The 12,376-nt window shown below is 56.2% G+C and carries 8 protein-coding genes; 2 read left to right on the top strand and 6 right to left on the bottom strand.

Annotation, left to right across the window (positions count from 1 at the left end):
- Positions 1 to 711, bottom strand: a complete 711-nt coding sequence (locus LOC70_RS09010; protein ID WP_230253279.1) for an HAD family hydrolase — start codon at positions 709 to 711, stop codon at positions 1 to 3.
- Positions 711 to 1,649, bottom strand: coding sequence for a 3-keto-disaccharide hydrolase (locus tag LOC70_RS09005; RefSeq protein WP_230253278.1), 939 nt, complete (start codon positions 1,647 to 1,649; stop codon positions 711 to 713). Before LOC70_RS09005 ends, LOC70_RS09010 begins: the two co-directional genes overlap by 1 nt.
- 110 nt (positions 1,650 to 1,759) lie before the next feature.
- Between LOC70_RS09005 and ilvD the strand changes: the two genes are divergently transcribed.
- Positions 1,760 to 3,451: a dihydroxy-acid dehydratase gene (gene ilvD, locus LOC70_RS09000; protein WP_230253277.1), complete on the top strand. Its 1,692-nt coding sequence runs from the start codon at positions 1,760 to 1,762 to the stop codon at positions 3,449 to 3,451.
- A gap of 33 nt (positions 3,452 to 3,484) precedes the next feature.
- On the opposite strand, the gene LOC70_RS08995 is transcribed toward ilvD, so the two are convergent.
- The 4 genes from LOC70_RS08995 to LOC70_RS08980 form a co-directional block, all read right to left on the bottom strand.
- A complete protein-coding gene (locus LOC70_RS08995) occupies positions 3,485 to 4,963 on the bottom strand; it encodes a sulfatase (protein ID WP_230253276.1) in 1,479 nt (492 codons plus the stop codon).
- Between the two features lie 59 nt (positions 4,964 to 5,022).
- Positions 5,023 to 6,747 (bottom strand): LamG-like jellyroll fold domain-containing protein, encoded by a 1,725-nt coding sequence (locus LOC70_RS08990; RefSeq protein WP_230253275.1) that lies wholly within the window; start codon positions 6,745 to 6,747, stop codon positions 5,023 to 5,025.
- Entirely contained in the window at positions 6,744 to 7,286 is a 543-nt protein-coding gene (locus tag LOC70_RS08985) for a sigma-70 family RNA polymerase sigma factor (RefSeq protein WP_230253274.1), read from the bottom strand. Before LOC70_RS08985 ends, LOC70_RS08990 begins: the two co-directional genes overlap by 4 nt.
- Before the next feature lie 143 nt (positions 7,287 to 7,429).
- Positions 7,430 to 9,199, bottom strand: a complete 1,770-nt coding sequence (locus LOC70_RS08980; RefSeq protein WP_230253273.1) for an arylsulfatase — start codon at positions 9,197 to 9,199, stop codon at positions 7,430 to 7,432.
- A 377-nt stretch (positions 9,200 to 9,576) separates the two neighbouring features.
- Here LOC70_RS08980 and LOC70_RS08975 point away from each other — a divergent pair, with 377 nt between their 5' ends.
- Positions 9,577 to 12,369, top strand: a complete 2,793-nt coding sequence (locus tag LOC70_RS08975; protein ID WP_230253272.1) for a PSD1 and planctomycete cytochrome C domain-containing protein — start codon at positions 9,577 to 9,579, stop codon at positions 12,367 to 12,369.
- The last annotated feature ends 7 nt before the right edge of the window (positions 12,370 to 12,376 follow it).

The raw sequence follows: 12,376 nt of genomic DNA, 5'->3' as shown, positions 1-12,376 counted from the left end.
TCACGCATTTTCTTTCGCGGTGGCCGCGAGCGGTACATTCAGCCCGTGACGTCGCAGCACGTCGATGGCCTGTTTGCCTCCTAAACACACCTCCGCCGTCCAACCATGGGATCGTGCCGCATCAATGTTCTCTTCGCGATCGTCGACAAAAAGAATTTCTTCCGGGCGCAGCGGGGCATTGTTGGTGGGGGCCGGGTGATTTGCCAAGCACTCCGCAGCCAATTTCATCGCGGTTTCATAAATGACGCGGTCCGGTTTCATGCTTCGCGCTTCGTAGCTCACCACCTGAGCATGAAAGTGGCCATCCAGAACTTCCCATCCTCGGTTGTTGACCCATTCCCAATGAGCCGCACAGGTGTTGCTGAGGATTCCAATCGGCATGCTTGCCTGACGCAATGATTCCAACACGGCAACCATGGAATCAATCGGCGTGAACATGTCGCTGATGGCTCGCATGATGTCGCCGGTCGCCACGTGCCCGTCGGGTTGGACCACGGTCGCATACGCGTCGCGAATGGCTTGAGCGTATTCTTCGTCGGTGATCAGCCCCGTTTCCAGTTGGTTTTGCAGACCACCGGTGTGCATGATCTCGTCCGATGCTTCCGCGGTGCCACCAAACAAATCGGCCACATTCTCGTTGGCACGATTGCGGTCGAAGGCGACCAGGATGTTGCCCAGGTCGAAGTAAACAAAACGAATGTTGGCGGGCATCAATCGAGTCCGAGAATGCGCAGGTTGCGGTACCAAGCTTCCGCTGGTTTGCCGGAGTGGATTTGCAGACCGATCACGCCGACGTCGGGGATGTTGTCATCCGTTTCAAGGTAGTCGACGGTTCGTGTTCCGTTGAGACTGATCTGAATCCGCGGCCCGTAGCAGACGATTCGCATCTTCACCCACTCGGTTTCCTCCGGAGCATCGGTTTGGTCATCGTCTGCATTCTTCGGTTTCGTCCACGGCACGTCAAACGGCGGTTCGGGCAAGACCAGCATCCTGCGTCGGCGCGATTCGTCGTACAGAGCCCCCCAAATCGATCGGGTCTGCATCTCACCGACATCGGCTTGGTAACCGATCATTTCGTGGGCCGGCACGTCGTCGCGAGAACCCGGACGTCGCGAACGAAATTGAACGCCGGCGTTGCGACCTTGTCCCCGCATGCGGACTTCTAACCGCAATTCAAAGTTGTCGAATTTTTCCGTGGTCGCCAAGAATTGGTTCTTGGGAATCGGTTGATCCAACCGTCCTGCAACGATGCAACCATCTTCGATGCGAAACCACGACGCGTCGCCTTCGAACCCAGCCAAGATTTCTCCGTCGAAGAGGGATCGGCTGCGAAGGTCAAACTCTCGATCGCCCACACCAAAATCGTTGCTCGCCGGATCCTGGTCCAGAGATTCCTCCCAGGCGAATTTTTTGACCTCGGGAGTCTGCCCGGTCGAAACTCCGCCAGTCGCCAAGATCGCCAACGCGAGCAACCCGCCAATGGCTCGGGTCAGCCGTGCCGGCAACCAACCGGCCGGCTTCTGTGGCGACCAGTTCGACGCCAAATATCGATTTCCGAAACTGAAACCGGTGCCAGCTCCGAACGCGTTTTGACGCAATTTTGTCAGGCAATTCTGTGGGGCAGATTGCCCCGTCTTTGTACTTTTCATGTCTCCGATCATACTCTTTGCCCCATCCGCGGTGTTGCCGAGATTTTCCCGTCCGCAACGGCCTCGGGCGACTTCTCTCGCGATCAATTCCCTCCTGCCAAAACATTTCCATGACGTCCTCCGACTCCAATGCTCTGAACAAGTACAGCCGCAACATCACCCAGCCGAAGAGCCAGGGGGCATCGCAGGCCATGCTCTACGCGACGGGCATGTCTTCGGAGGATATGAACAAGCCGCAGGTTGGCATCGGCAGCATGTGGTACGAGGGCAATAGCTGCAACATGCACCTGTTGGACTTGGCGGCGGACGTCAAAGCGGGCGTGACCGAGGCGGGAATGGTCGGCATGCGGTTCAATACCATCGGTGTTTCCGACGGGATCTCGATGGGTACCGACGGGATGAGCTTCTCGCTCCAAAGCCGCGACCTGATCGCGGATTCGATTGAAACCATCATGGGGGCGCAGTGGTACGACGCACTGATCGCCCTGCCCGGTTGTGACAAGAACATGCCCGGATGTCTGATCGCGATGGGGCGTTTGAATCGTCCCGCCATCATGGTCTACGGGGGCACGATCAAACCCGGCAGCTATCGCGATGAAAAGTTGGACATCGTCAGCGCATTTCAGTGCTACGGACAATTCATCGCCGGCCAAATCAGCGAAGAAGAACGCAGCGAGATCGTTCGTCGCAGTTGTCCGGGCGCAGGAGCGTGCGGGGGCATGTACACGGCCAACACGATGGCCACCGCGATTGAAGCCTTGGGAATGGCACTGCCCTATTCCGCCAGCATCCCAGCCGAACACCCGGAGAAGAAAGAGGAATGCAAACGCGCCGGCGTCGCGATCTTGGAATTGCTGAAAAAAGACATCAAGCCTCGCGACATCATGACTCGCGGCGCATTCGAAGACGCGATGGTGACGTTGATGGCTTTGGGCGGAAGCACCAACGCTGTGTTGCACTTGATCGCGATGGCTCGCAGCGTCGATGTGCCTTTGACGATTGACGACTTCCAAGCCGTCAGTGACCGCACGCCTTACTTGGCGGACCTCAAACCCAGCGGCAAGTTCGTGCAAGAGGATTTGCACAGCGTTGGTGGAACCCCCGCGGTCATGAAGTACTTGCTTGAAAAAGGCATGATCAAAGGCGAACACATGACGGTCACCGGCAAGACGTTGGCTGAGAATTTGGCGGAGCTACCCGGTTTGAAAACCGGACAATCGATTGTCTCGACGGTCGAAGAACCGATCAAGAAGTCAGGTCACATCCGGATCTTGAAAGGCACGCTGGCTACCGAAGGTGCCGTGGCCAAAATCACCGGCAAAGAAGGTTTGCAGTTCAGCGGTCCGGCACGCGTCTTCGATAGCGAAGAACTGATGTTGGCGGCACTGGAACAAAAGAAAATTCAAAAAGGCGATGTGGTTGTGATCCGCTACGAAGGACCCAAGGGCGGACCGGGCATGCCGGAAATGCTGACGCCCACCAGCGCCATCATGGGCGCCGGATTGGGGAGCGACGTGGCTCTGTTGACCGACGGTCGTTTCAGTGGCGGTAGTCACGGATTCATCGTGGGACACATCACACCGGAAGCCCAAGTCGGCGGACCGATTGCATTGATCGAAGACGGTGACACCATCACGATCGATGCGGAAACCAACGAATTGAACTTGGAAGTTGATCCGTCTGAATTGGATGCTCGCCGATCCAAGTGGACCGCGCCAGCTTTGAAATCCACCCGTGGAACGCTCTACAAATACATCAAATGTGTGAAGAACGCCAGCGAAGGTTGCGTCACCGACGAATGAGCTCGTTGGTTCGCGTTCTGTAGAACTCGCAACTCACAACCGTGCCGGATTGACTGGCGCGGTGGGCGTTTTGCCGGATGCTTTCGCACGCAACCGCGGTCGAAGTTCTCGGATCACGGATTGGACTTTGGCGTCGGGATCGGTTCGCAGATTGTGGAATTCATTGGGATCGCTGTGGTGGTCGTAGAGCTCCACCCCATGTTTGCCTTCGCCCCATTCGGTGTAGCGATATCGTTGAGTGCGAATGCTGCATCCCATCACGGGTTCTGCCAATCGATCGTCGGCCGGGCGAAGAATCTGGGTGATTGCTTCGCCGTCCCATTCGGCATGTGGGTTCTGTAGCAGCGGTTGCAAACTCTTTCCGTCGAGGTTGCTTGGCGCTTCGACGCCAGCGATATCGGCGAGCGTGGGATAGATGTCGACAAACTCGACGATCGCATCGCAGTCGCCTCGGCCCCATCGATTTTCGGTGACGGAAAGGGGGGCTCGGATGATCAACGGTGCCTGTGCGGCTTCCTCAAACAAAGTTCGCTTCTGCCAGATGCCGTCGTGCTCACCGAGGTGATACCCGTGATCACTCCAAAACACCACGATCGTGTTTTCAGCGAGACCCAGTTCATCGAGTGCGTCGAGCAAGCGTCCCACTTGGGCATCGATGAACGAGACACAGGCGTAGTAAGCCTGCGTGGCTTGCAGCAACGTGGCTTCATCAAGACCGTAGTTGGGGATCGGACAATTGTGGGCGAAGGCCGCGGTGGGGATGTCTTGCCGATCTCCTTCGGGTGCGTACGGCAGTCGCATTGATTCCAGCGGATACATGTCGAAGTACTTTTTCGGTGCGACGTACGGCGTGTGAGGGCGAAAGAAGCCGACGCCCAAAAAGAACGTTTGTTCTTTTTTCTCTCGCATCAAGCGAATCGCTTCGGTCGCGATCATGCCGTCGGTTTGTTCCTCGTCGCCGCCTTCCGCCGCCAACCAACTCAACGCCGCACTGATCTTGCGATGAGGTTCCGCGTTAAAGATCAGATGCTCTTCGGCCTTGTCGCGTCCTTTCGGATTCACGGTCACCTGCCATGAGGGTGGATCATCGAATCCGTCGGTTCCAATCGATGCCGGAACGTTGTAGTGATAGATCTTGCCGACTCGGCCCGCGAAATAACCGGCCTGTCGGAAAGACTGTGACAAGGTCACCACATCCGGGATTTCGTCGCGAAAGTGGCGGTCCAGGTCGTAGACTTTGATCCGGTCGGGACGCAGCCCGGTCATCACCGACGCACGTGTGGGATTGCACAGCGGCAGTTGGTTGTAAGCATTGCGAAAACAAACACCGGATGCTGCCAAGCGATCAATGTGCGGCGTCTTGGCAACGAGATCGCCATAGCAACCCAGCGTCGATGCCAAGTCATCCACCGCGATGAACAAAACGTTGGGGGATTGGGCTTGGACGGGTGAGTTCACCCACCCTAGAAGCAGTGCCAAAAGGCAAGCGGGAATCAGTCGAAAGCAATACATGGGGCGCTGCCTGAGTGGGGAGTTGGCGAGTCGGGCTGAATTCTAATCGCCGAGCACGCTCAGCGTCCGATCGTTGTCATCGTCGCGATTTCATCGGCCGACAGTTCTCGGCGAAACAACATGAATTCGTCGATGCGACCACTCAGATTGCGAATCGGTTCGTCCCCCGTTTCGCGAGGTTTCAACCAGTTCCCCAATTCAGCGGTGCCGAATCGCAGTGGCTCGGCAAACGGCAACTCGTGTCGCGAATTGAGTTGCCCATTGACGTAATGCCGGACTCGTTGCTCGTGACTGTTGTAAGTCGTCGCGACATGGAACCACTGCCCGAGAAGATCTCTGTCAACAAATGGTTCGGATAGCGAACGAATCTGACGGCGGATGGATTTGTCTTGATGTCCAAGCCCAAAGTTGATCGTGCCCAGACGACTGATTTGCCAGTGAGGTTGCCAGTCTTCAAACGTATCGGTCAGCAGCAACGCTTGGTTGACTGGTCGAATCTGTTCCAAGCGAACCCAACATGCCAATGTTGCTTCCGGGAATCGACCTGGAACCTTCACGCGTAAACGATCCGAGGGCCGAAAGAAGCCCAAGGCTTTCGTTTGCGGCCAACGACCGGAGACCGCGTCGCATCCCACGCGAGTCGCATGAATGTCGGATTGCGAAGCTTGGTTGTCCACCGTCGCTTCCAGTTCGTCGACGTTCTCGAAATCGAAGTACAACACGATGGATGGATCGGAGCGAATGGTTTGTTTCCACGCTTGCCAATCACGCAACTGATTCGCAACGCGATCACGCAAAGCCTCCGGTGAAGGAAACTTTGTCGCGCCCAGTTCTGCGTCGACCGATTCCAAAGCGTCGTTGACGTGAACGCTTTCCCCTTCCGTGACCTCTCGGATGGGTTGACCGCCGTCGACCGATTCACCGTTAGCCGATAAGTCATCGGCAGATACACCATCGGGCTGGGGAGCGTGCAGTTCGACCAAACCATCGAACACGTAAACGTCGGATTCGCCTGTTTCGTCCACCGACAAACCAAACTCCGTCCCGCGATCGACGACACGAATTTTTTGCGTGTCGATCACGAACCCTTGTGCCTGTGGAGGCACCTTGGCTCGCACACTGCCGCGAATCAAACGTGCGTGGTCAACATCCAGGAGTTCCATCTCGACCGGGCCCTCCAGGAAAACGGTTGCCCCGTTGTAGAACTGCAGCTTGGCAAGACCCGATTGGAGGCTCAGCGGACCGGGATTCAGTCTGGCGTTGGAAGCAACCATACCTTCCCAGATCGCATCGGATGATTGCAGCAAAATCGCGACTGACGGATCGACCGTGTTGGAGACGGACTCCACCAATTCGGAATGGATCGTGTTCCCGTCCGGAATCCTCGCATTGTCTGGTGTCGTCACCGCCCACACGACCAAGCCAATCAACGCCGCGACGGTGGCGAGTGAGAACCAAGAGCTTGGAATGCCTCGATGAGCGTCAGGCACGAAATCCGCGGATGGCTGTGCAATGCCGGTCGTCTTTACTTCTGCGTCAGCTCCGCTCAAACGCGAACGATCGCTGACCCAATCCACTAAATCGGCGACCGATTGGTCTTGGTGCGATTCCGTCAACATCGAATCCAATAGCAAGTGATCCACGAACGATTGCATGCTCGTGCGATCGGACCTCAGGGCCTCCTGCAGTCGGCGCAGATCCGACGAGCTGATCGTGCCATCGATTGCTTCCGAAATCCAATTGCGAATCTCATCTTGGTTGGGCGTTGGCGATGACTCGTTCATGAGGGGCCTCCTAAAGCGGATGGCTGAGGTTCCGTCGGCAACTTGGATTCGATGCAGGCCAATAGTGACTGACGGATGCGATACAGCGTTTGGCGGACGGACCCGACGGGACGCTGCAACTGTTCGGCGATCGCGATGGCGGATTTGGATTCGATGTAGCGAAGGTCAATCATTCGACGTTGAGCGGGTGGTAGCGCGTGGAGGCATTGCTCCAAAGCCTCCTGGCGTTCTTCGAACAATTCGGTTCGTTCGCTGGCAACCTCTGCCAATTCGGCGACAAATGATTCGTCAAACACCAACCGCTCCCGCGAATAGGCTCGGATACGGTTGAGGACTTTGAATCGAGCGATTTGACTGGACCAAGCCCAGAAGTCGGTTCCCGTTTCAAACTGGTCCGCCTTTTCCCAAAGCACAAGGTTGACTTCTTGCAGCAAGTCATCCACATCGTTGGAGCGAACCAACATGCAGCGAAGAAAACCACGCAATCGGCTCTGGTGAGCCGCGATCAATTGCATCATTTCACGTTGGTCGGAGCCCATTGGTTGCATTCCATGTATGTTTTGGCTCGCAGGGCGAGCAGCCAGTCACAAAGAGCCAATGTGCAGACCGAGTGACATGTCAACAGATTTTGAATCGGCGGAACGGATCACACCTGTTTGGTCAGGGCGACTGCAGCGTTTGGCTAGGGAGTCGACTCTTGTAGGCGAGTGATTTTCACGTGATAGGCACCGCGTTCTCGCTGAGTTCTGGCGTCCCTCAGCCAGGTTTGCAGACGTTGTGGACCCGCCGGCAGGTCCAATTCGTACGATGCGACGGAGGTTTGAGTCGTCAGCGATTGTGTGTGTTCCAACGTGCCCAACTTCAACCGCGCCCGATCCGCGCCCATCGATTCCAATGCATCGTCAGGGTATCGCTGCAATTCGATCCGGTACCTGCCGGCTCGTTCGACGTCGATCTCCCAAAATCCGTTGATGAACAAATCATCTTCGCTCAATTGAGTCGGCTTCCAAATCACATTGCCCACAGTCGGGTGCCAATCGCGAACGGTGATCGTCGTTGATTCAGGGTTTCGGCCAACCGGAAAACGAACATAGTTTTTTCGCGTGGACTGAATGTCTGCAAAGGTTCGGTTGTAGGCAGCACGAAGTCGCTCAACCACTTTGGGATGCTGATCAGCGATATCGTCGAACTGCCCGGGGTCTTCTTGAATGTCATACAGTTCATCGCGAACAAGACGCCAACGTTGATTCATCACGACAAAGGCGGGTTGTCGACGTCCGGTGGCTTCGGTGGCGGAGATCACGTCGTCTCTTTGCCGCTCGATCACCAATTCGCGGTCCGGCCATTCGTTGTTTTGGCCAAGCAACAACGAAGCCATCGAACGCCCATCGAATTCGATCGGTCTTGGCGAATCCAGCTTGCACAACTCCATCAATGTCGGCAGCCAATCGCGGTGAACGGTCAGGTCGTCCAATCGGCGATTTGGCTCGAAACGATTGGGCCAGCGGGCAAAGCATGCCACTCGGTGCCCGCCCTCATAGACGGATCCTTTCTTGCCTCGCATTCCGGCGTTGAAACCATCCTCGCGATCGTTCTCGCTCGCACCCTGTGCCGTCCCATTGTCGCTCATAAAGATCAACAACGTGTTCTCTCGCAGTTCGTTGTCATCCATGGCGGAAAGAAGTCTTCCAAGATTCTCATCAAAATTCGCGATCATCCCGTAGAACTTGGCACGCTGTTCTTTGAAACCCAGTTTGGTGAATGGGTCGGAGTACTCGTCGGCGACGCGATAGGGACTGTGCATCGCGTTGGTTGGCAGATAGACGAAAAATGGTTGGTCGGATTCTTGCGTCACAAAACGGATGGTTTCGTCGAACCAAATGTCCGTGCAGTAACCGTCGAACTTCTCCGCCACCCCATCACGAAAATAGGTGTCGTCGAAGTAGTCGTTTTCGGTTGGGTTGCCGATCTCATCCACACCTCCCGCCATGTGCCGAGTGACCGTTTGGAAGCCACGGGTGCGTGGAGCAAATGGTGGTGGATCGCCAAGGTGCCACTTGCCGAACATGCCAGTGCGATAGCCTGAATGTTGAAAGACCTCCGCCATTGTCGTCTCGTCAGGATCTAGCAACTGCCGTCCTTCTGTCACCGCCCAAGCACCGACTCGCGTGCAATAGCGTCCGGTCATCAAGGCGGCACGAGTTGGCGTGCAAACGGGATCGACGTGGAAGTTGTCGAGGCGAACACTCTCCGACGCCAATTGATCCAAGTGAGGTGTCTTGACCCACGGGTTGCCATGACAAGACATGTCGCCATACCCCTGATCATCTGTGACGACGAGGATGACATTGGGCCGAGGCCCGTCGGTTTGTTCGGCGACAGCAGGCTGCCAAGCAGTGAGAATGCATTGGCCGAGGCAGACCGCTAGAACGATCCAAGAACGAAGGTGCATGGGGGTGGTGAGATTGAAGCAGAGGTAGGAATGCGGGTGCGAAGCATCGTATTTCAAACGCTGTGGCGACGGTTCTGTTCAGACAGCGGACATGCCACGATTCGCGACTCGCATTGGGCGGCTTCCGCTTATCCCCTTGTCACCGTTGCACTTAGCTGAGGCCGTCGTTTGTCGCCGTTTCTGAAACGGTCCAGTGCAATCGGATTGCTCCATAGAGCATCGGAAGGTGTGATGAGTTACCCTAGGTGACAAGTTGCCCTCGATGGCAAGTTGTCCTAGAAGGCACCGGCTACGGAATGGTTCGGGGCCGATCGAGTTTGCTTTGGGTCAGGAGTGTCACCCGACGTATGCGAGTTTGTGATCCGAATCGAACGACCTTGTCGTTTCTCCTGCTGCTACTGAGCTGCCTGTCAGCTCACGCCGTTGCAGAAGAAGTCGAATCAAAAGCAGCAAGGTCAGAGAGACTGTTCGTTCGTCGGATCGCTCCGTTGCTGCGTGAAAAGTGTCTGGGGTGCCACGGACAGGATCCCGATCTGATCGAAGGTTCTTTGGACTTGAGGTCAGCGGCGGGGTTGCACACCGGAGGGGACAGCGGCGAGTCCGCCGTGGTGTCGGGGGAGCCTCTTCAAAGTCCCCTGTATTTGGCTTCGATCCGATCAAGTGATGATTGGTCAGAGATGCCACCCAAGGAAGCGGAGCAACTGAATGAACAGCAACTCGAATGGATTCGCGAATGGATCGTAACGGGTGCCAAATGGCCTGATGCCGAACGGGCGGCTGAGATCCAAGCGGCCTACGAAGACGAGTGGTCGGTTGAAGATGGCGTGATCGTCGCGACGTCCGGTGGCTTGGATCAGCATTGGACGAACCGCAAGTATGATCCGGCGGATTTGTGGGCTTACCAACCCGTCCGCAAACCCGAGGCGGACGACGCCGGCAACCCAATCGATGTCTTGATCGAAGCCGAGTGGGACGCTTCGGTTCAAGTCGCACCGCGAGCCGACCGCAGGACTCTGATTCGGCGAGCGACTTATGATCTGACCGGACTGCCGCCGTCTCCGGAAATGATCCAACAGTTCCTTGACGATCCCGCCAACGACAAAGAAGCGTTTGTTGATCTGGTCGATCGTTTGTTGGCATCGCCGCACTATGGCGAGCGGATGGCACAGCATTGGTTGGACGTGGTTCGCTACGCCGATTCTTCGGGCTTTGCCAATGATTTCGAACGAGGCAACGCGTGGCGATATCGCGACTATGTCATTCGATCGTTCAACGAAGACAAACCCTATGACCAATTCATTCGTGAGCAAATTGCAGGCGACGAGATTGAACCGAACAATCCCGAGTGCATCGTGGCCACCGGTTTCCTGCGGATGGGCCCTTGGGAATTGACGTCCATGGAAGTCGCCAAAGTGGCGCGGCAACGGTTTCTCGACGATGTCACCAACAGCGTCGGAGAAACCTTCTTGGGGCATTCACTGCAATGTGCCCGTTGTCACGACCACAAGTTCGATCCAGTCCCCACGCGAGATTACTACTCGATCCAAGCCTTTTTCGCGACGACACAACTCGCGGAACGACAAGCCCGTTTTCTATCGAATGAGAACCAAGCGGGATTCGACGAACAACGCTATCTGAATCGGTCCAAACAAATCCATGAACGAACCATCGAGGAGTTGGAGCAAGTCCTGCTGCGGAACGCGGAAGCTTGGTTCGCCGAAAATGACAAAGACCCAACGCGTTGGAACGAGGAGCTGATGCGTTTGCGTTCCAAGGGCAAATCCCGGTCGCTGTTCAATGCGACACGCGGTGCAATGAAGGCCGCCGGTGTTGCGGAAGACATGTACCCGCCCAAGCTGGTCGGCTTCACGCCGGAGGAATTTGGGCGTGAACGTGTGGCTCGAAAAGGCTTGCAACGTTTGCGATGGGAACAAGATCGTTACCGACCCTATGCACTGGCCGTCTACAGCGGACGGACCGTTCCAAAAACGTCGGTAACCAGCCCCGTTCGGATGCCTCGGGATCGTCTGAAGCGAGGTGAACTGGAATCGAGTGCGATCTTGACCGGTGGTGATCCGTTTTCGATCGGCGAAGCGGTCACACCGGGCGTGCTGAGTGTGATTCAAGATCAAGTGAACGCCAAAATTTCCGATTCGATCGAAGGTCGTCGTCACGCGTTTGCGGAATGGGTCGCTGATTCACGCAATCCGTTGACCACGCGAGTGATCGTCAACCGTTTGTGGCAGTGGCATTTTGGAGACGCGATTGCTGGCAACCCGAATAACTTTGGGGCCACGGGAAAACCGCCCACACATCCTGAGTTGTTGGACTGGTTGGCGGCGACGTTGGTGGAAGAAGACTGGTCGATCAAAGCCATGCATCGTCACATCATGACCTCGGACACGTACTGTCGGTCCAGCGGTTTGAATTCGCAGGAAACCTATGCCGCGTTCCAGCCTCGACGTCTCAGTGCAGAAGAAATTCGCGACTCGATGTTGGCGGTAACCGGAGAACTGAATCCGACGTTGGGTGGCATTCCGTGTCGGCCTGAAATCAATGCCGAGGTCGCGTTGCAGCCACGCCAAGTCATGGGAACTTTCGCGGCGGCTTGGGTGCCGAATCCTCGACCCGAGGACCGTCATCGACGATCGATTTATGTGTTGAAGCTCCGTGGATTGATCGATCCATTCCTGGAAGTTTTTAACGTGCCCTCCCCCGATTTTTCGTGTGAACGACGATCCGCTTCGACGGTCACGCCGCAGGTGTTCAGTCTGTTCAACAGCCAAAGTTCTTATTCGCGAGCTCTCACGTTGGCCAATCGCGTGTCGATGGAAACGTCAACGGATTTGCAGGCCATCCAGCGGTGTTTCCAGTTGGTGATCGGCCGATCAGCGACGAAGGTAGAAGTCACTGAAATGCTTGAACACTGGAAACGGATTGAGCAAGTGTTGCCAGAGGTCGCACCGCAACGATCGCAGCCACCTTTGGAGGTCCTGCGGGAAGCGGTGGAAGAGAACACGGGCGAGAAGTTTCAGTTCGTTGAACGTCTGCACGCCAACGAAGATTTCCAACCGGACCTGCAACCGGCGGATGTGGATCGTCGCACGCGAGCTTTGGCGGATGTTTGTTTGGTCCTGCTGAACTGCAATGAGTTTGTCTATGTGTATTGAACGAGTG

The sequence above is a fragment of the Rhodopirellula halodulae genome, assembly GCF_020966775.1.
Classification (GTDB): Bacteria; Planctomycetota; Planctomycetia; order Pirellulales; family Pirellulaceae; genus Rhodopirellula; species Rhodopirellula halodulae.
This window is presented reverse-complemented; position numbering and strand designations above follow the sequence as displayed.

What these genes read in the sequence shown, in the direction of transcription:
- ilvD (WP_230253277.1), top strand. Translation starts at nt 1,760, where the DNA reads ATGACGTCCTCCGACTCCAATGCTCTGAACAAGTACAGCCGCAACATC.
- LOC70_RS08985 (WP_230253274.1), bottom strand. Translation starts at nt 7,286, where the DNA reads ATGGGCTCCGACCAACGTGAAATGATGCAATTGATCGCGGCTCACCAG.
- LOC70_RS09010 (WP_230253279.1), bottom strand. Translation starts at nt 711, where the DNA reads ATGCCCGCCAACATTCGTTTTGTTTACTTCGACCTGGGCAACATCCTG.
- LOC70_RS08995 (WP_230253276.1), bottom strand. Translation starts at nt 4,963, where the DNA reads ATGTATTGCTTTCGACTGATTCCCGCTTGCCTTTTGGCACTGCTTCTA.
- LOC70_RS08980 (WP_230253273.1), bottom strand. Translation starts at nt 9,199, where the DNA reads ATGCACCTTCGTTCTTGGATCGTTCTAGCGGTCTGCCTCGGCCAATGC.
- LOC70_RS09005 (WP_230253278.1), bottom strand. Translation starts at nt 1,649, where the DNA reads ATGAAAAGTACAAAGACGGGGCAATCTGCCCCACAGAATTGCCTGACA.
- LOC70_RS08990 (WP_230253275.1), bottom strand. Translation starts at nt 6,747, where the DNA reads ATGAACGAGTCATCGCCAACGCCCAACCAAGATGAGATTCGCAATTGG.